The sequence below is a fragment of the Tenacibaculum sp. MAR_2010_89 genome, from assembly GCF_900105985.1.
GTDB classification, from domain to species: domain Bacteria; phylum Bacteroidota; class Bacteroidia; order Flavobacteriales; family Flavobacteriaceae; genus Polaribacter; species Polaribacter halocynthiae.
Window position 1 is genome coordinate 803,674 of sequence record NZ_FNUB01000005.1, and the last position, 22,369, is coordinate 826,042.

The following is a 22,369-nucleotide window of genomic DNA, read 5'->3' on the forward strand; positions in this document are numbered from 1 at the left end:
TAAATAGTACTTGCATGAGTTTATTTTAATAAACTCATGCAATATTATATTTTAGGTTTTTTACGTAATGCTTTTTTTAAAGAATTCTTCTTTTTAGTTTCTACCCTTTTTTTTATAGAGTTTTTAGTAGGTTTTGTAGGTCTTCTACTTTTAGGACGAATTAAATTGAGCTTAATTAATTCAATAAATCTTTTAATAGCTAATTCTTTATTTCGGTGTTGTGAACGAGTATCATCACAAAATAAAATAAGGAAATGATTTTTAGTTAATCGATGTGCTAAGTTTTTAGAAAGTAATTCTTTTTCTCTAGAAGAAAGTCCTATAGAATTTTTTATATCAAAAGATAGTTCAATTTTTGATGAAACTTTATTTACATGTTGTCCACCAGCACCAGAACTTCTTGTAGCTTTGAAGGTAAGCTCTCTAAATAACTCAGCAATATTCACTATTGTAAAGAAAAATTGTTAGAATCGATATTTTGATGCATAAAATGCATATCTAAATCAGTTAAACTATCAGAAAAAGAATATAAATTTTCTTTTTTAGAAAGTAAATTATCAATAATAGTTATTGCTTTTTTTAAACGAGTTTCTTTGTCTCCTTTTAATAAAACATAAGGTCTGTTGTATTTCTTTAATGTATTTTCAAAAGCTTTAAACATTTCTTCGCGTTCTTCGGGTTTATCACGTAAATCATCGGCTTCCCAAGGAGTGTCTATGTATGTTAGAAAGTAAATGTCATAGGTGTTAGATAGGGCAGCGCTGTCTAAAACAGGATCAACGAATCCTCCATAATATTCTTCAGAATATACTTTAGTTTCTAATAAATCAGTATCACAAATTAATACTTTGTCTGCTTTTTTAGCTAATTCATTTTCTAATTTTATTTGACCTTCAGCTATAGGAAGTATGTCTTCTTGTTCACAAGTTTTACGTTCGTTATTCCATTTGTCTTGCAAATATTCACGTGCAAATTCAGGTGTCCATACCGTATTGTAATGACGTGCTAATTGCCCAGAAAGTGTTGTTTTTCCAGTACTTTCTGGTCCAAATAATACAACCTTTACAAGGTTGATTTGTTGTTGTCTATATTTTTTTTCCATGCTATATAACCTAAAACTGCAATGAATATAAAAAAGAAATATTGTATACTAGTAAATGTAAAGCCTTTATACCAATATAAAGGAACGGATATTAGGTCTCCTATAATCCAATAAATCCAGTTCTCAATTTTTCTTCTAGCCATTAACCACATACCTACAAAGAATACTGCTGTTGTAACGGTATCAACATATGCAGTCCAGTTATTCCATTTGTCGAAATAAGTATACACAGCATACACAAAAATTAAGGTAGCAAAGAAAATAAGGATACTCACTTTCTTTTCTTTAGTGGTTGTTCTTGATATTGGTGTAACATGAGATGCATCAACTTTACGTGTCCATATATACCAACCATATACACTCATAGCAAAATAGTAACCATTTATCATCATATCACCAAGTAATCCCCATTTTAGTAATAAGTATACAAAAATGGAAGTACTAATCATTCCTGTTGGAAAAACCCAAATGTTATTCTTCTTAGAACACCAAACAGATAAGAAACCAAAAAAAACAGCTATAATTTCAAGAGAAATGTCAAGTGTAGAAGAGTTAGCGTATTGGCTAAAAAGAAAATCAAAAACTTGGTTCATAGTTACTACGGTCAGATTTTACAATTTTCATTAATAAGATTCCATTGTCTATGAGTTCAAACGAGTTTTTTAATTCGGAAGTAATTAACTGCATTACTTGATCATAATCTCCATAAACTTGAGTACTCAATGGATTTTCAAGTATAGTTAAACCAGATGCTCTTAGTTTTTTAATAAAGTTTATTATTGGTTCTTCAAATTCATTTTGAAGAGGGGTTAAAGTCAATTCAACAGATATTTTCATTGTTTAAATTTAAAAAAGTAAAGATAATCTATTGCTTGAATAAATTCTTCAATTCTTCTTTTGTTGTTTTTTTCATGTTTAATTGTATCTCTGAATTATCTAACTTTTCATTTAGTGTTATTTTATCATAATAAATTTGAGTTCTATAACTTCCAACTATAATAATGTAAGTTGTTCCACTTATTGGGATGTTTTCAAAAAGTATATCATTTTCGAATTTAGATTCGTGTATAAATGAATTTATGTTTTTATAAACTATATAGGAATCGAAGCCTGAGAATTTATTAGACTTATCATTTAACTTAAAATTAATTTTAGATGTATTTTTAACAAAGCGATCAATATTAATCCAGTTTGTATCATTTTGATTAAGAATAAAAAAGTCCTTAACTATTAAATCTTTGGAAAGATATTTTTCATAGGTTTCATGACCTATACTATTTAAATTTATTTTTTTGTAATAAGGTATTGAATCTTTATCAATAAGTGTTTCTATCCAAATTCCACCACCTCTATAAATTGAAAATAAGCGGTAATTCTGACTTGTAATTTTCCATTTTATATTCCCTGTATGATCTGATTCTGAAAGAAAAATAGTATTATTTTTTAATTTCCTTTTAGGAGGGTATACAATAATCTTTTCTCCTTTTCTAAGGTTTAACTTTTTACCATTAGAGGTAAACACTATTTTTAAAACTCCAGAAGTTTCTAAAAGTTCATTATCAGTTGTAAGTGTTTGTATATTTCTATATAATATTTCATTAAAATCATATAATTCGATTAACTCTAATTGAACTTTATCATTTTGTTTTAAGTTAAAGTAATCTCTCACGTATCTGATTTTTGTTCCATATTTACCTATAATTTCTTTAAATTCGATAGTATCTAAATCAAAAAACTGAGATTTTTCTGTGATAAAATCAGCTAAATGATTCTTAGGTATAAATGGTTTTTGATTTTCTTTTTTACAACTAGTAACAAAAAAAGGAAGAAGTAAAAATAAAAGGTAACGTAGTTTCATGGCAATTAGTTTTGATATTGTTTTCAATGGTTAATCAAAACCTATACCAAAACTAATACGCATAAACACAGGTGAAATCATCTATTTCTAAAAAATGAATATCATAATGTGAGGTTATACCTTCGTATAATATTTTACCAGTGGTTTGTTTATTACTGTTAAAAGGGAAGTCTTCAATGTAAATGTTTTCCAAGAACAATAATTTTTTCTTCCCGTAAATTTTATATAAACTTTCTTTGGCCCCCCAAACAATGGTAAGTTTACTTACTAAAGCATCGTGATTGGCAATTGATTTGTATTCTTCAATTGGAGTAAACTTATGAGCAATTTTTACAATTTTATCTCTTCTTTTCTCAATATCAATACCAACAGGTTTTTCATCAGAAATAATAATACCAGAAAAAGTAAAAGAATGGGTAATTGAAATATGTTTTCCGTCTTTTAAATGCGGTTTTCCAAATTCATCATAAATTAAATCATTATCTGTATATCCTACCTCTTTTAATAAGTGACGAATACTTAAAAAACCTCTTTGATGCAGTTCAGATTTCATTCCATTTAGTCTGTTAGCGCTTTTTTCGGTTAATTGAATTTCTTTTAACAAATCATTAAATGATTCTTCAATCTTCCAAATCAAGGCTTTAGTGCTATTACTAATTGTTACTATTTTGTAAAGTGGCATAATTTAAAAAGTTATTTTGTAACTTTGCAGTTCGAAAATTTGATAATAAATATACAAAAATATGAGCACAAATACCGCTGCATACGTACCATACAAAGTTAAAGATATTTCTTTAGCAGATTGGGGAAGAAAAGAAATAGAATTGGCAGAAGCTGAAATGCCAGGTTTAATGAGCTTGCGTGAAGAGTATAAAGACGAGCAACCTTTAAAAGGGGCAAGAATTGCTGGTTGTTTACATATGACAATTCAAACTGCGGTTTTAATTGAAACATTACAAGCTTTAGGTGCTGAGGTAACTTGGAGTTCATGTAATATTTTTTCTACTCAAGATCAAGCTGCTGCTGCTATAGCTGCTGCTGGAACTCCAGTATATGCTTGGAAAGATATGACAGAAGAAGAGTTTGATTGGTGTATTGAGCAAACTTTATTTTTTGGAGAAGATAAAAAGCCATTAAACTTAATTTTAGATGATGGAGGTGATTTAACTAATATGGTATTAGATAAGTATCCTGAGTTAGCTGCTGGAATTAATGGTTTATCAGAAGAAACTACTACTGGTGTTCACCGTTTATATGATAGAGTTAAAGCTGGAACATTACCTATGCCAGCGATTAACGTAAATGATTCAGTTACTAAATCAAAGTTTGATAACAAATACGGATGTAAAGAGTCTGCAGTTGATGCAATTCGTAGAGCAACTGATATTATGTTAGCAGGTAAGCGTGTAGTTGTTTGTGGATATGGTGATGTAGGTAAAGGTACTGCTGCTTCATTTAAAGGAGCTGGAAGTATTGTTACTGTTACTGAAATTGATCCAATTTGTGCGTTACAAGCTGCAATGGACGGTTTTGAAGTAAAAAAATTAGAAACTGTTATTGGTAATGCTGATATTGTAATTACTACAACAGGTAACAAAGACATCGTTCAATCTCGTCATTTTGAAGCATTAAAAGACAAAGCCATCGTATGTAATATTGGGCATTTTGACAATGAAATTGATATGGCTTGGTTAAATGAAAACCATGGACATACTAAAGATACTATTAAGCCACAAGTTGATAAGTATAATGTAAACGGAAATGACATTATTATTTTAGCTGAAGGTCGTTTAGTAAACTTAGGATGTGCTACTGGACACCCTAGTTTTGTAATGTCTAACTCATTTACTAACCAAACATTAGCTCAAATTGAATTATGGACTAATCGTGATGCTTATGAAAATGAAGTATATATGTTACCTAAGCATTTAGATGAGAAAGTAGCAAAATTACATTTAGCTAAAATTGGTGTAGAGTTAACTGAATTACGTGAAGATCAAGCTTCTTATATTGGTGTTACAGTTGAAGGTCCTTTTAAACCAGAACATTATAGATACTAATTAATAATTTATTTTATTAAATTAAAACCTCTCAATTTGAGAGGTTTTTTTATTGTGCTAATTCTTATGTAACTAAAAAACTCGCCAATGGGCGAGTTTTTGTATATTAATTATTACTGTCTATTACATTTTTAAAGACTCAAATAATTTAACTAATTCAGGACTAGAAGGTCTTGGAGCATTTGCATTCACAATATTTCCTTCTGGATCAACTAAAATAAATCTTGGAATTCCAGAAATAGCATAGTCTTTTACAAATTTAGAATTCCAGTTATTATCAGCAAATAATTGAACTCCACCTAATTCTTTATCATTAACCATTTTTACCCAAGTATCATGGTCTTTTTGTTGATCGATAGAAACACTTACAAATTCAATGTTTTTATCATGAAATTTCTTTTCTACGGTCTTTAAATAAGGGATTTCTTGTTTACAAGGATTACACCAAGTTGCCCAAACATCTATATAAACGTATTTTCCTTTTAAATCATCTAAAGAAGTTTTTCCTCCTTTATGGTTTTCATACTCTGTAAATTTTGGAGAAACTAATCCTTTAGCTAAGGTTTCAGCCATGTATTTTTCTTGAGCATATCTACTGTCTAAATACGGTTTAAGACCTGAAATGTTTTTTGTTTGATTCGCTGTAAAAGCAGAATCTAATGGTTTTGCTACAAGTCTTGAATTAAAACCATCTATATATGATTTTATTTTAGCGTCAAATTCAGCTTTAGGTAATTTGAAAAGAGATTCATCCTTGAAAAACTCTTCTTGAGCTAAAGCAGTTTTTGCTATGAAATTACTCTCCCCAGCACCTTTACCAGTATAAGAAATGGTTTCATCAAATTGTTTAGCGTCTAATGTTAATTTTATATCATCACCATTTCTTAAAAATGTTGTAGCAAATTCTTTACCGTCAAAAACAGAATAAACTCCATTAACTACTTTCATAGTGTCTTTAAAAGCACCGTTTTCGTCAACTTTTATTACTCTTTTAAAGCCTGCTCGATTTGCAACAACAATAGAGTCAGAATTTTTATTTGTTATTTTTCCTGAAAAAGTAACATAATCTTTCGCTTCTTGTTTACAAGAAACTATAGCAATAGAGGCAATTGCTAGGTAAATTAATTTTTTCATTTTAGTTTAATTTAAAATTAATAGTTTATAGTAGACGACTAAGGTAATAAATATTTAATGAACCATATAAACCTAAAAGAAGTACTAAGAAAAGTGATTTATATTAAAAAATAGTCAATTTTAGGTATTGATTTTCAGAGGCTATTATTTGAATTTTGTTGTATGAATAATCAAAACCAAATAATCATGAAAAAACTTATTTTATCGTTAGTGTTAGTTTTAGCACTAAGTTGTACAAAAAATGAGGAATTAGCTTTAACAAGTAATTCTAAAACTGAAAACGAAGTTGTTTTTAAAAAAGATGAAGCTACTAATCTTAATGGTTGGGGTTATATAAAAATTAAAGATAAAATAGCTAAAGAAGAAGTTACTTTATGGATGACACTTAATCAGTATAATTGGTTAAGAAGAAGTTCAAGAAATCAACTTAACTTTATTAAGTATAAAGGGAAATCTATTTATTATACAAATTCTAAAGAGTTGAATTTTACAGGTGATTATCCTATAAGCCCTTTTCCTTTTGATCCTTCTGTCCCTCCAATTCCTGCTGTGTTTGATAATTGTTTACCAAATTCATTTGAATTGAATAATACTACCTATCCAGGGAACTGTGCGTCAAAAAAACAAGCTTTTTGTGATCATCAACAAGAAATTGCAAATTCAAACTGTGAAATACGATTGTTTCAAAAAATATGTTGTGGAAATACAAATGTAGGTCCCTTAGTCTTTTTCCCAGATGAGCCTTGTGTCCAAATTCCATCATTAACAATGAATAACTAATGAATAAAAGCTATCGGATGAATTTTTATTCGATAGCTTTTAAAATTTAAGTTTACTTGTTTAATAATAGCATAAGTATTTTATTAGATTGTAATTTGACTGGATTTTTAATTTCCTTTTTATGCTTCTCCAATGTGTTCTTGTTGTGTAAATTGAAATATACAATGAGTCTGAAATTGTATTTAAAGATTCACCATGTATATATTTAAATAAAACTTCCTTTTCTCTTTTTGTAAGCGAAAGGAATTTTAAATAGTTTTTTTGTTTAAATTTTTCTACTTCTATAATACTCTTTAGAGATTTTAAAAGATTAGAAGTTTCTGAATTTGTTTTAAATTTTAACACCACATTACCTTGTTCGTCTATTCCGTTAAATGAAATATAAGGTTCAACGTTGTCCTCAAGGGTGTTAAATGTATTGGAAGATATCCATTCCATGGCTAAAGATTTGTTTGGAAAATGTTTTGGAGAATCTATTTTTGTTCCTTTAAAACTATCTAATACACTTAAATGAGAGAATATATTTTCACTCACTACAAAAGCTAGTTTTTTGTTGCCAGCTTTAACACAAGGGACTATTACATTTTTTTCTGTCCATTTTTTTGTTTCTAAGTCTATCATAAATTTAAAATTTTCATGCAACCAAAGAGCTTTTGAAGGAGAATATTCTATGTATTTATGAACAAATTTTAGCATTTCACCTTTAAAAATAATTTTTGTGTTTGGAGATGTTTTCCATGTTTGAATGAATAAATCATTTGGTTGGTCGAAAAAAACTTCTAAATAAGTTGTTTCATGTACTACCATAATTTTGTTAAGTTATAATTAATATGACATTATAATATAGCCTAACAATAAGTATTGTTTATTTGTATTTATTACCCTAACCAACCTTCTCTATCTAAGCTTCTATATTGAATGGCTTCAGCAATATGGTTTGAGTCTATACTATTAGCAGCATCTAAATCAGCAATAGTACGAGATACTTTTAAAATTCTATCATAAGCACGAGCAGAAAGGTTTAGTTTTTCCATAGCAGTTTTAAGAAGTTGTTTGCTTTCTTCAGATAGTTTACAAAATTCTCGAATTTGTTTTACATTCATTTGAGCATTGTAATGAATGTTTTCGAAATTGTTAAACCTCGTAGATTGTTTTTCACGAGCTTTAGTAACTCGTTCTCTTATACTTTTACTATTCTCTCCTTTTCTGTCATCTGATAGTTTGTCAAAAGGAACTGGAGTTACTTCAATATGAATATCTATTCGATCTAATAAGGGACCAGAAACTTTGCTTAAATATCGTTGCATTTCTGCTGGTGATGAAGTAACTGGAGCATTTGGATCATTAAAATACCCTGAAGGACTAGGGTTCATGCTTGCAACTAACATAAAACTACTAGGATAGGTAACTGTAAATTTTGCTCTTGAAATCGTCACTTCTCTGTCTTCCAAAGGTTGCCGCATAACTTCTAAAACGTCTCTTTTAAATTCTGGAAGTTCATCTAAGAACAACACACCATTATGAGAAAGTGAAATTTCTCCTGGCCTAGGATATTGACCACCACCAACTAAGGCAACATTTGAAATAGTATGATGAGGACTTCTAAAAGGCCGGTTATAAAGTAACCCTTCATTTTTGGTTTTACCAACAACAGAATGAATTTTTGTAGTTTCTAATGCTTCATGTAAAGTCATTGGAGGTAAAATGGATGGCAATCTCTTTGCTAACATTGTTTTTCCTGATCCAGGAGGGCCAATTAAAATGATATTATGTCCGCCAGCTGCAGCAATTTCCATACAACGTTTTATACTTTCTTGACCTTTAACATCAGAAAAATCAAATTCAGGAAAATCAATATGTTTATAGAATTCAGCTCTTGTATCAACAATAGTTGGTTCAATTTTTTTATCATTATTAAAATGATTGATAACCTCTAAAATATTGTCAACTCCTAAGATTTCTAAATTATCTACAATTGCAGCTTCTTTTGCATTTTCTTTTGGAAGAATTAAATATTTAAAGCCTTCTTCTCTTGCTTTTATCGCAATAGGTAATGCACCTTTTATAGGTTGTAAGCTTCCATCTAATGAAAGTTCACCCATTATAACGTATTGGTCAATTTTTTCAGATTTTATTTGATTAGATGAAGCAAGAATTCCTATAGCAAGAGTTAAATCGTACGATGCTCCTTCTTTACGTATATCAGCAGGAGCCATGTTTATAATAATTTTTTTACCTGGAAGTTTGTAACCGTTGTTATTTAAAGCTGCTGAAATTCGATAAGAACTTTCTCTAACAGCGTTATCAGGTAAGCCTACTAAATGATATCCTATACCTTTGTCAATATTTACTTCAACCGTGATTGTAGTTGCTTCAATGCCAAATACGGCAGATCCATAGATTTTTACTAGCATTTTTTTCTTTTTTTGTTAAAGATATATTTTTTTAAACAAGTTTTAACTTCTTATTAGGTTAAAAAAGAGGTGATTGATATAATTTTTTTAACTTTAAAAAGTTAAATAATATGTAATAGCCTTATTGCTTTTTGAATTAATCAGTAATATCTCTAACTTTACAAACCTTCTTTCTTTTTTTGATAACTTATTTAAAAAGATATTAAGGTTCGGTTATATCTTATTTTTAAGTTTCATTTCAAGAAACTATAACTTCCTATAAGTAGAGATTACTCTCTATTATCTAGGTTTACAATTGCTATTGTACTTATTTTAAATTTTTATTTTATGAGAAAAGAAAAATTGACTATTCTAATAGTTAATGATTACCCATTAATGTGTGAGGCATATAAAAGGGCATTCATTAATGTGAGTAATTATAATGATAATCAATATGATTTTGATTTTATTACGATCCACAACTGCGATGATGCATGTGAAATCATAAAAACATTTTATGATAGGGAGGAAAAAATTGATTTAGTCTTTCTAGATTTAAAGCTATTTCCGTCTAATAATAAAAAGATAATATCAGGAGAAGATTTAGGAATCTTAATAAGAGATATGTTTCCAAGTTGTAAAGTGATTTTATCTACTACTAATGATAATAAATATAGAATTCATAGTGTTTTTAGGAGTATAAATCCTGAAGGTTTTTTAATAAAGAGTGATATTACATTTAAAGAGTTGGTGAAAGCTATTAATGAAGTAGTAAGTGATCCTCCTTTTTATAGTAAAACAGTTTTAAAATTATTAAGAAAGAAAGTTTCAACTGACTTTTTGTTAGACGATGTTGATAGGAAAATATTGTATGAGTTATCTATCGGAGCAAAAGTAAAAGATATGCTTGGGTATATTCCTTTATCAATAGCAGCTATCGAAAAAAGAAAGAGACATTTAAAAAAGATATTCAATGTGAAAGAAAAAGGACATAGAGAATTGATATTGAAAGCCAAAGAAAATGGCTTTATTTAATCTGAATAATTGAAAGTAATGTTTATCCTTACTTTTTTTATCAAAAAAAAATCAAGTTTATATTTTTTTAAAGATAAATTTGATAATAATCTTAAAAATAGCTTAAAAAACTACCGTTTTGAAAAATTCATTAAGTTCCTTAGTAGAGCAATTACTTAGAAAAAATAAAATCTCTTTTGATAAAGAAGAGTTAAGATTTCAAATACAGAGTCATCCATCGTATCCTAGTTTACACGCTATAACAGGAGTGTTAGATCATTTTAATATAGAAAATGTAGCAGCAGATGTTCCTGTTAACTCAGAAACACTAGAGCAATTACCTTCTTGTTATATCGTACAAGTAAATGATAGTACTGGACAGAACTTAACTGTAGTTGAAAAAAAGAAAAGTGATTATATTTTATATACCACAGAAGGCAAAAAAGAAAAGATATCAGAAGAAGAGTTTTTAAAGAAGTTTACAGGGATTATAGTAGCTGTTGAGAAAACAGATACAATACAAACTAGTAAAAAAACTAGTAAGATTCCTCAATATGTAGGTTTTGGAATCATAAGTATGTTAGCAGTTTTCTTAGTGTTAAAAACAACTGGTTCAGTTTTTAGTATTTCTCATTTATTGCTATCTATAGTAGGAATTGTGGTTAGTGTAGCTATCTTAAAACAAGAATTAGGCTTGCAAACTTCTATTGGCGATGCTTTTTGTTCTGGAGCAGATGATAAAAAAGATTGTGATGCAGTTCTTACTTCAAAAGGCGCAGAAATAATAAAAGGGTATAAACTAAGCGACTTCAGTATTTTATATTTTTCAACATTAACCCTTTTAACCTTTTTAGAAATAGCCACACCAGCTGTTTCTTATACATTAAGTTTAGTAGCAGTTCCAATAACATTATATTCAATTTATTATCAATATGCAGTAGTAAAAAAGTGGTGTTTATTGTGTTTGAGTATTGTTGGTTTATTATGGGTACAAGCATTAATTCCTATACTAACAAATACTTATATTTCTAGCTTTGTACCTAGTGATTATGTTGTTTTAGCAATTATAGGAACAAGTACATGGTTGGGATGGAGTTATGTAAAACCTCTTATCTCTGAAGTAACAGAATTACGAAAAGAAAAAATAGAAGGAGTTAAATTTAAAAGAAACTACACTTTGTTTGAAGGTATGCTAAATAAATCCCCTCAAATAAATACAACATTTGATAAAAACCAAGAGATTGTTTTTGGAAATCCAACCTCAAATTTAGAAATAGTTGTTGTAACCAATCCTTTTTGTGGTCATTGTAAACCAGTTCATAAACAAGTAGATGAGATTTTACATAAATATAATGATTCGGTTAAAATAAGAATACGTTTTAATATAAACACTGAAGATAAAAGTGGTAATGCAGTAAAAGTAACTAGTCGATTATTAGAGCTCTATAACAACAATAAACAAAAAGAATGTTTAGAAGCTATGAGTGAGATTTATGAAGAAGGGAATGTTGATTTATGGTTAAAGAAATGGGGAGCGACTAATAATAGCGACTACTTTTTATCTGAATTAGAAAGAGAAAAAGAATGGTGTAAAAACAATGCTATTAATTTCACTCCAGAAATTTTAATAAATGGAAGGTCATTTCCAAAAGAATACAATAGATCAGATTTAATTTTCTTCATCGAAGAACTAGAAGAAAATAGTCAAATTACAATAAGTAAAGTATAAAAAGACAAAGCCCTAAAAAGGGCTTTGAATTTGAAACATATTCTCTCGCGAAGAATAGACACACTCGGTGAGTGTCTTAAAATGTTCGCCGCAAAAGTAATCTTATTATTTTAATTATGAAAAAATCAATTTTAAATTTAGGAAAAGTACTAGATAAGACGGCTCAAGAAAAAATTAAAGGAGGTATAGGTATCTGTAGTTTTATCCCTTTATGTCCTAATATTTCTGATAGATATTGTATTGTAATACGCAATCAACAATGTATTGTTATTGGTGGGTAATAAAATAAGATAATTAAGTCTTGTTATTATACAGGTGTTTTTATAAGGATGAAATTAGAAAAATTTCTAATAATTACTTATGATAAGAGAATAATATAGATATGAAGTATCGAATTTTTTTAGGAAAAAGTTAAATACTATTGAACAAAAGGAAGTGATAGGAGGTTTTCCTGCTATGTGTGATCCAGGTTCTGAAGATGAGTGTAAAAGCTTGGCTTTGATTATTGTAACTCTTTAGGAGTTTGTGTTAAACTATTTTAATAAAACATTAAAACAATTATTTATGAAAAAATCAATTTTAAATTTAGGGAAAAAGTTAAATATTACTGAACAAAAAGAAGTTAATGGAGGAGGAAAAGGCTTAAGACTTTGTAGTTACCATTGTAATGGAACATCATGGGTTTTAGATGGTGGGCAAGGTTCTTATTGTACCTTAAACTTTCCATCTATAATTTATAACCATCCTAATTGTGGAGGCTCTGGTGGAGGAGGAGATGTTTGGGCTTAAACATTTTCGTTATTATTAAAAAATAGAAACCACTTTAAAAAATCAATGGCTGGGGTGGTGTAATGCATCCCAGTTTTTATTAACATTCCACTTGAAGAAATTTCCAAATTATAAGCAAACCGAGGCAAAAGATTGTGGCCCAACGTGTATAAAAATAATTGCAAAGCATTATGGTAAAACAATCAACACACAACAACTAAGAAAACTAAGTGAAACAACCCGAGAGGGAAGTAGTTTATTAGGTTTGAGTGAGGCAGTTGAATCTATGGGGTTTAAATCTTTAGGAATTAAACTTGCTTTTAGCAAACTTAGAGAAGCTCCATTACCTTGTATTATTCATTGGAATAAAAACCATTATGTGGTTCTTTATAAAATAAAGAAAAATACTGTATACGTTTCAGATCCAGCTCATGGACTTATTACTTTTACTAAAGAAGAGTTTATTCAACATTGGATAGGAAACAATGCTGATGAAAATACAGAAGAAGGAATAGCTTTACTAGTTGAACCTACTCCTAGGTTTTATCAAGAAGAATTTGAAGAAGATGAAAAATTTGGGTTCTCATTTATATTCAAATATCTTTTCAAATATAAAAAATTCATCATCCAACTTATTATTGGGTTATTAGCTGGTAGTTTATTACAATTAATCTTACCCTTTTTAACACAGAGTGTGGTTGATGTTGGTATAAAAAATCAAGATCTTAACTTTGTGTATTTAATATTATTTGCACAACTATTTTTATTTGTAGGAAAAGCCTCTTTAGAAATAATACGTAGTTGGATTTTATTACATTTAAGTACTCGTATTAATATCTCGTTAATCTCTGACTTTTTTATCAAACTAATGAAACTTCCTATTTCTTATTTTGATGTAAGAATGACTGGAGATTTATTACAACGAATTAATGACCACAAACGTATAGAACGAATTTTAACTACCTCTTCATTAACGGTGTTATTTTCATTCTTTAACCTTATTATTTTCAGTTTAGTTTTAGGGTTTTATAGCCTACAAATATTTGGCGTATTTGTTTTAGGAAGTGTTTTGTATTTTGGTTGGGTTTTGTTTTTCTTCAAGAAAAGGAAGGAACTAGATTATAAACGATTTTCACAAGTTAGTCAAGAACAAAGTAAAGTTATTGAGCTGATAAATGGAATGCAAGAAATTAAACTTCATAATGCAGAAAGACGAATGCGTTGGAACTGGGAGTATGTTCAAGCTCGTTTATTTAAAGTAGCTACCAAAAGTTTAGCATTAGAACAAACCCAAAGTGTAGGGTCAAACTTTATCAATGAATTAAAAAATATGTTCATTACCATTTTGTCTGCCAAATTAGTAATTGATGGCCAAATTACTTTAGGTATGATGATGGCTATTAGTTATATCGTTGGGCAATTAAATGGTCCTATTGTTCAATTAATCAATTTTATGAGAGATGTGCAAGATGCACAAATATCTATCGATAGATTAGGAGAAATTCATAATATGGAAGATGAGGAAAAGCCTGAAGATGAAAAAGTAACTCATATCCCAGAAAAAGAACCTATAAAACTTAACAATATATCTTTTAGATATACAGGAGGTTTGGAACCTGTATTAAAAGATTTATCCTTAGAAATTCCTGCCAATAAAACCACTGCTATAGTTGGGGTTAGTGGAAGTGGAAAAACAACCTTAATGAAATTATTACTTGGTTTTTACCAAGTAGATACTGGAGATATAAGTATAGGAAACTTTAATTTAAAAAATATTTCTCAAAAAGAATGGAGAAGAAACTGTGGAGTAGTAATGCAGGAGGGGTATATTTTTAATGATTCCATCGCAAAAAACATCGCTGTTGGAGAGGATTATGTAGATAAGGAGAAATTAGCACATGCTATAAACGTAGCCAATATAGCTGATTATATAGAGGGTTTACCTTTAGGATACAACACAAAAATAGGTAGTGAAGGAAACGGGCTTAGTACAGGGCAAAAACAACGATTACTAATTGCACGATCAGTATATAAAAATCCAAAGTTTTTGTTTTTTGATGAAGCGACTAGTGCATTAGATGCAAATAATGAGAAAGTAATTATGGGGAAACTGAATGAGTTTTTCTCTAATAAAACCGCAGTAGTTATTGCACATAGATTAAGTACTGTTAAAAATGCGCATCAAATAGTAGTGCTAGAAAAAGGAAAAATTATAGAAAAAGGAACACATCAGGAATTAATAGCATTAAAAGGAAGCTACCATCACCTAGTTAAAAATCAACTAGATTTAGGTAAATAAAATATAAAAACGTCATAACGAGGAATGAAATAACGAAGTTATCTCTTTAAAATTAGATCACTCCATTGGTCATGACAAAAATATTCTCTCGCGAGGAATAGACATATACCTTGAATGTCTTAAAATGATCAAGGGTTTAATAAATCAATTAAATCTTTTTAAAATGAAAAAATCAATTTTAAATTTAGGAAAGACTTTAAATAAAGTTGAACAAAAAACTATTAGTGGAGGACAAGTGTTTAATGGACCATGTTTTGAATGGTGTGCTGATCCTGACATACAACAAATGTATTGGAAGCCACTATACTGTAACTGTAATACAGGAGGAGGAAATAGTGGAGGCGGTAATGGAGGTGGAGATAATGGAGGTGGCTCAGGTGTTATTGTCTAGTAATAAAATAAGCAAATTAAATGTGTTCCTAATGATTAAATATTAATAATTAAAATATTTAATCATTAGAAAACAAATTAAAACTTAGGGAAAGCTGTAGGTAAGGCTGAACAAAAAAGTATTTGGTGGAATAAAAATAGTGGGTCTGAAATTCCTTTTTCTTGTGAATTTCTTGTATTAGCCCCACCGCCAATTGGTTGTAGATGGGTTAGTAATGTGCCTTGTACTTACTAGTTTGTTTGTGATAGTTGAGGTGTTTTAACCTAAATACTTTCTGAGGTTTACCTCGAAGATTAGCTGTTGTAGAAAATCTCGAAGAATAGACATATACCTTGAATGTCTTAAAATGATCAAGGGCATAATAAACCAATTAAATCTTTTAAAAATGAAAAAATCAATTTTAATTTTAGGTAAAACCTTAAGTAAAAAAGAGCAAAAAGAAATTAATGGTAACGGAGCTATTGGTTTTTGTGATGCTAGTGGAGGTTGTCCAACAGGAAGCCACTGTGAAGGCTATTTTTGTGTAAAAGATAGTACAGGTGGTGGTAATCCTGGAGGAGGTAATGGAGGCGGAGGTTGTGTTCCAGATAGATTTTGTGTTGATGATAATGATACATGTTGTATAGGGTAAATTCAAAAAAGATGAAAAAAACACTATTAAATTTAGGTAAAAGCTTAAGCAAAGTTGAACAAAAAGAAATATTAGGAGGTAACAATCCAGTATTACCTATTTGTAAATGTAACACAGTAGGAACAATTATAAATCAACCATGTGATGGTATTGGAACTGGTTGTGGTATTATAGATATTGAAGTTCCTGATATTTGTGATGTATTTCCTGCTTTATGCTAATTAGTAACTAAAAATATTTACAGATTATTATGAAAAAACAAATTTTAAATTTAGGAAAGACTTTAAATAAAATAGAACAAAAAGCGATTAACGGTGGAGTTGATTGTTTTGAATGTCAAAGCTATTGTATATCCAACAGTGGAGGTGATCGATTAGTGTATGGTATCTGTATGGATGAATGTATCGCTCAGTATTGTCAACTATAATAGATAGATTAAAATTAGATCTAATATTTTCTATTTAAAAATGAAACAGTCATTACTAAACAAAATAGTAATTCTTTAATTTTTAAATAGAAAAATAATAAACGATTAAAAATGAAAAAACAAATTTTAAATTTAGGAACGACTTTAAATAAAAGACAACAAAAAGCTATTAATGGAGGAATTGCTCAATGCGATCAGTACAACCATTGTAATGGCTCAGGATTTTGCTGTTCTGGCGGAGGATGTAAAAGAATAGGAGCTCCTGGAGTAATCTGTGATGCAGAGTTGCCTAGACCAGATTTTTCTCTGTAAAGAATTTATGTAAAATCTAATGTTTTAAAACAATTGATAATTTAATCAAAACTAAATAATTTAAAAATGAAAAAATCAATCTTAAGCTTAGGTAGAGCTTTAAATAAAGTAGATCAAAAAAAAGTATTTGGAGGAACAAAGCAAATTGATCCTCAAATTCCTTTCCCATGTGAGTTTCCTGTATTAGCTCCACCACCAGTTGGATGTAAATGGGTTAGCACTGGGCCTTGTACATACAAATTAGTTTGTAAGAGCTTAGATATCTTAATCTAATACAATTTTTAGGTTAGGTTAATAGTTTTTACTGATAGCTATAGTAATAAAAAATTTCGCGAAGAATAGACACATACCTTGAATGTCTTAAAATGATCAAGGGTTTAATGAACTTATTAAATCTTTTAAAAATGAAAAAATCAATATTAAATTTAGGAGAAGCTTTGAATAAAGCTAAACAAAAAGAAATTAACGGAGGTACTAGTTGTAATGGGCCTTCTTGTTATGGAATTCCAGGAATGGGATGTGGTACTTGTGAGCAATATCATCAACTTTCTAATTACTGTAAAGTAAGAGTTTTTGTTCATATAAGTTGTGAAACTGCTGATACATTTTAAGCTATTATGAAAAAACAAGTATTAAAATTAGGAAAAGTTTTAGGTAAAACTAAACAGAAAGAGATATTAGGAGGAGGTAAGCCTATTAAAGGAGTAAATCAATGTTATAATGACAGTGATTGTTGTAATCATCAACATAATCATAGCTATGGTTATGTTTGTTTTGGAGCAACTCCTGGTGGTCCAGGTGTTTGTGTACCAGGAATTTTTGGAGAGAATCCTTGCGGACTTTAAATTTAACTAACAACTGTATAAATGAAAAAAACAATTTTAAGTTTTGGTGATGCTTTAAGTAAAGATCAGCAAAAGATAATTAAAGGAGGAGTTGGTATAGGATGTTTTCATCATTCTGATTGTCCACGTGATATGGGATGTTGTGATAATGCTCCTTATCTAGGTTTATGTATGTTAGGTAGTGATTATAGAAGGTATTGTAATTAATTTATAAGACTTAATAAGATGAAAAAAACAATTTTAAATTTAGGAAAGACTTTAAATAAAGCTGAGCAAAAATATATTAATGGAAGTGGAGGCGTATTAAGTCTTCGACCATGTGAATGTTCTTCTCCTGGAATACCTAATATTCAACCTTGTGACTGGAGTTCACGTAGTATTGATTGTGATGGTTTTTCTGATGATATTTGTTTGTTTTTTCCAAATACTCCTGGATGTTAACTTTTACATACTATTTAGGTGTGAAGTGTTAATGTCAGTAAATAATTTTTAATATAGAATATCATTTAAAATGAAGAAATCAATTTCAAACATAGGAACGCCTTTAAATAAAGAAAAGCAAAGAACGATTAATGGAGGAGGTTCAGGGAAATGTACTTTTGGCTCGTGTCAAAAGCACTATTGTTGCATAAATAATAGATGTGTAATTGGTCCTTTTCAGGAAGCTTGTCCTGAATGATCAATTTAATTATTGAATATTTATATTCTTTAAAAGTATAAATAAGCTCATCCCTTGAGAGCATTAAAAATCAAGGTTTATTAATTATAAAGTATTTAAATAATGAAAAAGCAAATTTTAAATTTAGGTAAATTTTTAAACAAGAAAGATCAAAAGTTAATTAATGGTGGATTTGATTATCCAGTTGGATTTTGTTATGCTGTTGGGGTAAATCCTCCACAGTTAATTGCTAAAGTTCTTTGCAATGAATTATGTCCAGATGGAGCAACTCCTTTCTGTCCAGTATTTGATGATGGAATTAGAAATTAGTTTTAAAAAATAAAGTAATGAAAAAACAAATTTTAACTTTTGGAGTATCCTTAAATAAAGAAGAACAAAAGTCTATTAAAGGAGGAGATACAGTGGCTCAAATTGCTTGCCGCCAATGTTTACCTGGATATCATTTTGATTTTTGTGATATGCAACTTGCTTGTGATAAGGTTAAAGCCTCAGTTGAAGACTAGATCTATCATTTAAATAATAGATAAATTGCAAATAAAGGGAGTTGAAGAGCTCCCTTTTTAAAGAATAAATTTTAAAATGCCAGAAAATAATCAAGACATAGAAATACGAAGTGAAGAAGTACAAGAAATATTAAGTTATGTACCTAATTGGATGATTCGTTGGGGAAACACTTTATTTTTTTTATTAATTATCATGTTATTGTTCATTTCTTGGTTTGTAAAATATCCTGACGTAATAGCAACAGAGGTAATGGTAACTACTTCTTTTCCTCCAGAGAAAATCTATGCAAAATCTGCTGGCCAGTTTGAAGTTTTTTTAACACATGAAGGAAAAAAAGTAACTAAAAATGAAGTATTAGCTGTCATAGAAAATAGTGCTTCTTATAAAGATGTTTTATTATTAAAAAGTATTACAGATACAATAAATAAAGAAAAAGAAATTTTTTCTTTCCCCATTGATAAGTTACCTCCTTTATTATTAGGTGATATTACAACCAGTTATTCTCAATTTGAAAATCAATATTCTGAATATGTTTTAAATAAAGAATTAACACCATACAAATCAGAATCTTTTGCTAACAGGATGACTGTTATTGAAGCTAAACAACGATTACAAATTTTACGTTCCCAAAGAGAGTTTAGTAGGAAAGAACTAGAAATAAAACAAAAAGATTTAGAACGAAGTATAAAAATGTTTAATGAAGGTGTTATTTCAGCTAAAGAAAAAGAGCAAAAAGAAATAGAAATATTACAATCGAAAAGGTCTTATGAAAATTCAGAAAGTTCAATTTCTCAATTAAGAGAGTTTATTAATAATTCAAAGAAAAACTTAGTAGGAACTACTATTAAAAAAACACAAAACGACACTCGTTTAAAGAAAAAGGCTATTCAGTCGTTTTTATATTTACAAAAAGCAATAAAAGATTGGCTTAAGCAATACGCTTTAACTAGCTCAATAAATGGAAAAGTTTCATTTTTAACATTCTGGAGTGAAAATCAAACTGTAAAAACAGGCGATTTAATATTTACAATAATTCCCGAAAAAAGTGATTCTTTTATTGGTAAGATAAAAGCACCTGCAGCAAATTCAGGGAAAATAAAAAAAGGCCAAAAAGTACAAATACAATTACTGAATTATCCTTCAGATGAATTTGGAGAATTAAATGGAAAGGTGAAGTCAATATCTCCAATAGCAGATGCGGAAGGAAATTATTTAATAGATGTAATGTTGCCTCAAGATTTAAAAACTACTTATGATAAAAACATAGAGTTTAGGCAAGAGATGAAAGGTACAGCTAACATAATAACTGAAGATTTACGTTTGATAGAACGATTTTTCTATCAACTTAAAAATATTATTAAATAAAAGAAATTCTCTCGCGAAGAATAGACAAAATCTTGGGTGTCTTAAAATGATCAAGGATTACTAAATTCTAAATTTTTTAATCATGAAAAAACAAATTTTAAACTTGGGTAAAGTATTAAAGAAGGGTGAACAAATAAGTATTAAGGGAGGTTCAGTTTCATGTTCAACTGGTAACCCTCCAATCCTGACTTGTAGTAATCATATATTATGGGCTTATTGCGGTCCTGGTGAAGTTACATACATGGGACGATGCTAATCTTTTAAATAAAATATTCTCTCGCAAAGGATGGACATAAACCTTGAGTGTCTTAAAATGATCAAGGGATATTAAATTATTAAATTTTTTAACCATGAAAAAACAAATTTTAAATCTAGGAAAAACATTAAATAAAGTAGAGCAAAAAGAAATCAACGGGTCAAAAGCAGCTGTCGGTGGTTGTATAGGATCTGGAGGTCTTTGTCATAGGACAGGGCCAGGTCCAAAATGCTGTTCAGGTAAATGTAATGGCCGTCAGTGGGGTATTTGTGGATAGTACAGAGTTTAGTCAATTATAAAAAGAGATATACTCTTTTTTATAAATTCATGACACAAGTAACTCAAAACTTATTAATATTAAATGAAGAATCATAAGTTATTTACTCAACTTGAAGATTCACTTGAGTAATACTTTATTATTAATTGTAATTTATTAAAATATTCTCTCGCAAAGGATAGACATAAACCTTGAGTGTCTTAAAATGATCAAGGGATATTAAATTATTAAATTTTTTAACCATGAAAAAACAAATTTTAAATCTAGGAAAAACATTAAATCGAATAGAGCAAAGAGAAGTTAATGGAGGTAGAGCTCCTGAATGTTGTATTGATTGGAATCCAGTTGAACGCCATTGTTATAAATGGGATAGAAACTGTAGGTAAATAAAAAAAACAAACAACTAGATTGGATTTTCTAGTTGTTTGTTGTAAATTAATGGCTCTTAACTAAATAAAGAATGTCTTGTTGTTTGATTATAATATTTAAACATTGACATTATTGATAATAAAAGCATAGCTTTTAAATAAATTAAAAGCGGTACTACTATGTTTTATATAAATTGATTGTATGGGTTTTTAGCTTAAAGCTACTATAGCAACAACTATTTATTCGGCAAAACTTATTGAAAAAAAACTCTTCAGAGTTATGAAATGATGGATTTTTATTTAATGATTGTAAATTCTAATTAAATAAAATAGTAAGTTATTTTACTACTACTACTACTACTACAAAAATTTGACGTAAATATTTTAATCTCGATTATTATTAATAGAATAAGCTCTTTTAATTATAAGGGTACATAATATTCATTCGCGAAGAATAGACACAAGTCTTGAGTGTCTTTAAATGTTCAAGAAATTATTAATTACTAAATTTTTTAATTATGAAAAAACAGATTTTAAAGTTAGGAAAAACCTTAGATAGGTCTGAACAAAAACAAATAAATGGAGGAACAGGATGCGTTGTGTATACTCCAGCAAAATGTTTTGGGTGTGGAGGATTTTCTTTACCAAATGGATGTTGTTTAGGATCATATGAAACACATGCTTGTTTGGGTGAAATTGTTCCACAATAGAGGGCATATCAATTATTATTTTTAAGTATAATCCATCCTAGGTTTAATATTTGTTAAGGATATTAAACCTAGGATAAAATACTTTATATAAGTCAATTGATTTATTTCATGTGCAGTAAATTATTTATTCCTAATAAGGAGATGGTGTGCATCTTGAACGTCTTAAAAAACGAGAATTATTAAACTATTAAATAAAAAATTAAAGATGATGAAAAATAAAGTTTTTGGTTTTGGTAGAAACTTAAGTACTAAAGAACAAAAAGAGATTAATGGAGGTATCAGTAATTGTGGTTATTATGCTAGAATTAACCTTTGTTTTGCAGATAATGACCCTTATTGTATTCCTTGTAATCAAATAGGTAGTTATCCAGGAGCAAGTTCTTGTAATAATTTAGATAATGGGTGCTTTGAGTAACATAGTACTCAAAAAGATAAATGTCAATCAATTTAAATAGATAAAAAAATAA

At 28.9% G+C, this 22,369-nt stretch carries 33 protein-coding genes; 24 read left to right on the forward strand and 9 right to left on the reverse strand.

Annotated features, from left to right (window positions below):
* Nucleotides 1-44: 44 nt before the first annotated feature.
* The 6 genes from arfB to BLV71_RS07280 are packed head-to-tail and all read right to left on the reverse strand — an operon-like array spanning nucleotide 45 to nucleotide 3,642.
* The gene (gene arfB, locus BLV71_RS07255; RefSeq protein ID WP_093869899.1) at nucleotides 45-446 is read right to left on the reverse strand and encodes an alternative ribosome rescue aminoacyl-tRNA hydrolase ArfB; all 402 of its coding nucleotides are present in this window, start codon (nucleotides 444-446) and stop codon (nucleotides 45-47) included.
* Nucleotides 446-1,102, reverse strand: a complete 657-nt coding sequence (locus tag BLV71_RS07260) for an AAA family ATPase (protein WP_093869900.1) — start codon at nucleotides 1,100-1,102, stop codon at nucleotides 446-448. The genes arfB and BLV71_RS07260 overlap by 1 nt, the downstream gene beginning before the upstream one ends.
* The gene (gene pnuC / locus BLV71_RS07265; protein ID WP_093869901.1) at nucleotides 1,063-1,695 is read right to left on the reverse strand and encodes a nicotinamide riboside transporter PnuC; all 633 of its coding nucleotides are present in this window, start codon (nucleotides 1,693-1,695) and stop codon (nucleotides 1,063-1,065) included. Before pnuC ends, BLV71_RS07260 begins: the two co-directional genes overlap by 40 nt.
* Nucleotides 1,679-1,939, reverse strand: a complete 261-nt coding sequence (locus tag BLV71_RS07270) for a thiamine-binding protein (protein WP_093869902.1) — start codon at nucleotides 1,937-1,939, stop codon at nucleotides 1,679-1,681. Before BLV71_RS07270 ends, pnuC begins: the two co-directional genes overlap by 17 nt.
* Before the next feature lie 28 nt (nucleotides 1,940-1,967).
* Nucleotides 1,968-2,987 carry a hypothetical protein gene (locus BLV71_RS07275; protein WP_143032766.1) on the reverse strand — a complete coding sequence of 340 codons (1,020 nt, stop codon included), beginning with the start codon at nucleotides 2,985-2,987 and terminating at the stop codon, nucleotides 1,968-1,970.
* A 25-nt stretch (nucleotides 2,988-3,012) separates the two neighbouring features.
* The gene (locus BLV71_RS07280; RefSeq protein ID WP_093869904.1) at nucleotides 3,013-3,642 is read right to left on the reverse strand and encodes a 4'-phosphopantetheinyl transferase family protein; all 630 of its coding nucleotides are present in this window, start codon (nucleotides 3,640-3,642) and stop codon (nucleotides 3,013-3,015) included.
* Between the two features lie 61 nt (nucleotides 3,643-3,703).
* On the opposite strand from BLV71_RS07280, the gene ahcY reads away from it, so the two are divergent.
* On the forward strand, nucleotides 3,704-5,020 hold the full coding sequence (ahcY, locus tag BLV71_RS07285) for an adenosylhomocysteinase (RefSeq protein WP_093869905.1): 1,317 nt from the start codon (nucleotides 3,704-3,706) through the stop codon (nucleotides 5,018-5,020).
* 123 nt (nucleotides 5,021-5,143) lie between these two features.
* On the opposite strand, the gene BLV71_RS07290 is transcribed toward ahcY, so the two are convergent.
* Nucleotides 5,144-6,154, reverse strand: coding sequence for a TlpA family protein disulfide reductase (locus BLV71_RS07290; RefSeq protein ID WP_093869906.1), 1,011 nt, complete (start codon nucleotides 6,152-6,154; stop codon nucleotides 5,144-5,146).
* A 186-nt stretch (nucleotides 6,155-6,340) separates the two neighbouring features.
* Here BLV71_RS07290 and BLV71_RS07295 point away from each other — a divergent pair, with 186 nt between their 5' ends.
* Nucleotides 6,341-6,934: a hypothetical protein gene (locus BLV71_RS07295; protein ID WP_093869907.1), complete on the forward strand. Its 594-nt coding sequence runs from the start codon at nucleotides 6,341-6,343 to the stop codon at nucleotides 6,932-6,934.
* A gap of 60 nt (nucleotides 6,935-6,994) precedes the next feature.
* On the opposite strand, the gene BLV71_RS07300 is transcribed toward BLV71_RS07295, so the two are convergent.
* Both BLV71_RS07300 and BLV71_RS07305 read right to left on the reverse strand, forming a co-directional pair.
* Entirely contained in the window at nucleotides 6,995-7,741 is a 747-nt protein-coding gene (locus BLV71_RS07300; RefSeq protein WP_093869908.1) for a helix-turn-helix transcriptional regulator, read from the reverse strand.
* Between the two features lie 71 nt (nucleotides 7,742-7,812).
* Entirely contained in the window at nucleotides 7,813-9,348 is a 1,536-nt protein-coding gene (locus tag BLV71_RS07305) for a YifB family Mg chelatase-like AAA ATPase (RefSeq protein WP_093869909.1), read from the reverse strand.
* Between the two features lie 327 nt (nucleotides 9,349-9,675).
* Between BLV71_RS07305 and BLV71_RS07310 the strand changes: the two genes are divergently transcribed.
* The 22 genes from BLV71_RS07310 to BLV71_RS07395 all read left to right on the forward strand — a co-directional run bounded on the left by BLV71_RS07310 (nucleotide 9,676) and on the right by BLV71_RS07395 (nucleotide 22,317).
* Complete coding sequence (locus tag BLV71_RS07310; RefSeq protein ID WP_093869910.1) at nucleotides 9,676-10,362, forward strand: response regulator; 687 nt, start codon at nucleotides 9,676-9,678, stop codon at nucleotides 10,360-10,362.
* A gap of 118 nt (nucleotides 10,363-10,480) precedes the next feature.
* Nucleotides 10,481-12,070, forward strand: coding sequence for a vitamin K epoxide reductase family protein (locus BLV71_RS07315; RefSeq protein ID WP_093869911.1), 1,590 nt, complete (start codon nucleotides 10,481-10,483; stop codon nucleotides 12,068-12,070).
* Nucleotides 12,071-12,186: 116 nt separating this feature from the next.
* Nucleotides 12,187-12,351, forward strand: a complete 165-nt coding sequence (locus tag BLV71_RS18535) for a hypothetical protein (RefSeq protein ID WP_158530817.1) — start codon at nucleotides 12,187-12,189, stop codon at nucleotides 12,349-12,351.
* Between the two features lie 283 nt (nucleotides 12,352-12,634).
* Nucleotides 12,635-12,859, forward strand: a complete 225-nt coding sequence (locus BLV71_RS07320) for a hypothetical protein (protein ID WP_143032767.1) — start codon at nucleotides 12,635-12,637, stop codon at nucleotides 12,857-12,859.
* Nucleotides 12,860-12,950: 91 nt separating this feature from the next.
* Nucleotides 12,951-15,137 (forward strand): peptidase domain-containing ABC transporter, encoded by a 2,187-nt coding sequence (locus tag BLV71_RS07325; RefSeq protein WP_093869074.1) that lies wholly within the window; start codon nucleotides 12,951-12,953, stop codon nucleotides 15,135-15,137.
* Nucleotides 15,138-15,300: 163 nt separating this feature from the next.
* Nucleotides 15,301-15,528, forward strand: a complete 228-nt coding sequence (locus BLV71_RS07330; RefSeq protein ID WP_093869913.1) for a hypothetical protein — start codon at nucleotides 15,301-15,303, stop codon at nucleotides 15,526-15,528.
* Nucleotides 15,529-15,913: 385 nt separating this feature from the next.
* Nucleotides 15,914-16,159, forward strand: a complete 246-nt coding sequence (locus BLV71_RS07335) for a hypothetical protein (RefSeq protein ID WP_093869914.1) — start codon at nucleotides 15,914-15,916, stop codon at nucleotides 16,157-16,159.
* Between the two features lie 11 nt (nucleotides 16,160-16,170).
* On the forward strand, nucleotides 16,171-16,380 hold the full coding sequence (locus BLV71_RS07340; RefSeq protein ID WP_093869915.1) for a hypothetical protein: 210 nt from the start codon (nucleotides 16,171-16,173) through the stop codon (nucleotides 16,378-16,380).
* Nucleotides 16,381-16,697: 317 nt separating this feature from the next.
* On the forward strand, nucleotides 16,698-16,898 hold the full coding sequence (locus BLV71_RS07345; protein ID WP_093869916.1) for a hypothetical protein: 201 nt from the start codon (nucleotides 16,698-16,700) through the stop codon (nucleotides 16,896-16,898).
* A 66-nt stretch (nucleotides 16,899-16,964) separates the two neighbouring features.
* Nucleotides 16,965-17,171: a hypothetical protein gene (locus BLV71_RS07350; RefSeq protein ID WP_093869917.1), complete on the forward strand. Its 207-nt coding sequence runs from the start codon at nucleotides 16,965-16,967 to the stop codon at nucleotides 17,169-17,171.
* 131 nt (nucleotides 17,172-17,302) lie between these two features.
* Complete coding sequence (locus BLV71_RS07355) at nucleotides 17,303-17,509, forward strand: hypothetical protein (RefSeq protein ID WP_143032768.1); 207 nt, start codon at nucleotides 17,303-17,305, stop codon at nucleotides 17,507-17,509.
* 6 nt (nucleotides 17,510-17,515) lie between these two features.
* On the forward strand, nucleotides 17,516-17,743 hold the full coding sequence (locus BLV71_RS07360; protein WP_093869919.1) for a hypothetical protein: 228 nt from the start codon (nucleotides 17,516-17,518) through the stop codon (nucleotides 17,741-17,743).
* A 21-nt stretch (nucleotides 17,744-17,764) separates the two neighbouring features.
* Entirely contained in the window at nucleotides 17,765-17,950 is a 186-nt protein-coding gene (locus tag BLV71_RS07365) for a hypothetical protein (protein WP_093869920.1), read from the forward strand.
* A gap of 18 nt (nucleotides 17,951-17,968) precedes the next feature.
* Nucleotides 17,969-18,184 carry a hypothetical protein gene (locus BLV71_RS07370; RefSeq protein WP_093869921.1) on the forward strand — a complete coding sequence of 72 codons (216 nt, stop codon included), beginning with the start codon at nucleotides 17,969-17,971 and terminating at the stop codon, nucleotides 18,182-18,184.
* Nucleotides 18,185-18,254: 70 nt separating this feature from the next.
* The gene (locus tag BLV71_RS18540) at nucleotides 18,255-18,422 is read left to right on the forward strand and encodes a hypothetical protein (protein ID WP_176974367.1); all 168 of its coding nucleotides are present in this window, start codon (nucleotides 18,255-18,257) and stop codon (nucleotides 18,420-18,422) included.
* Nucleotides 18,423-18,524: 102 nt separating this feature from the next.
* On the forward strand, nucleotides 18,525-18,731 hold the full coding sequence (locus BLV71_RS07375; protein WP_093869922.1) for a hypothetical protein: 207 nt from the start codon (nucleotides 18,525-18,527) through the stop codon (nucleotides 18,729-18,731).
* 17 nt (nucleotides 18,732-18,748) lie between these two features.
* Complete coding sequence (locus tag BLV71_RS18545) at nucleotides 18,749-18,925, forward strand: hypothetical protein (RefSeq protein ID WP_176974368.1); 177 nt, start codon at nucleotides 18,749-18,751, stop codon at nucleotides 18,923-18,925.
* 76 nt (nucleotides 18,926-19,001) lie between these two features.
* On the forward strand, nucleotides 19,002-20,291 hold the full coding sequence (locus BLV71_RS07380) for an HlyD family secretion protein (RefSeq protein ID WP_093869923.1): 1,290 nt from the start codon (nucleotides 19,002-19,004) through the stop codon (nucleotides 20,289-20,291).
* A 350-nt stretch (nucleotides 20,292-20,641) separates the two neighbouring features.
* Complete coding sequence (locus BLV71_RS07385; protein ID WP_093869924.1) at nucleotides 20,642-20,824, forward strand: hypothetical protein; 183 nt, start codon at nucleotides 20,642-20,644, stop codon at nucleotides 20,822-20,824.
* A 242-nt stretch (nucleotides 20,825-21,066) separates the two neighbouring features.
* A complete protein-coding gene (locus tag BLV71_RS18550; protein ID WP_176974369.1) occupies nucleotides 21,067-21,210 on the forward strand; it encodes a hypothetical protein in 144 nt (47 codons plus the stop codon).
* A 500-nt stretch (nucleotides 21,211-21,710) separates the two neighbouring features.
* Nucleotides 21,711-21,902 (forward strand): hypothetical protein, encoded by a 192-nt coding sequence (locus tag BLV71_RS07390; protein ID WP_093869925.1) that lies wholly within the window; start codon nucleotides 21,711-21,713, stop codon nucleotides 21,900-21,902.
* Between the two features lie 205 nt (nucleotides 21,903-22,107).
* Nucleotides 22,108-22,317, forward strand: a complete 210-nt coding sequence (locus tag BLV71_RS07395; protein ID WP_093869926.1) for a hypothetical protein — start codon at nucleotides 22,108-22,110, stop codon at nucleotides 22,315-22,317.
* Nucleotides 22,318-22,369: the final 52 nt, after the last annotated feature.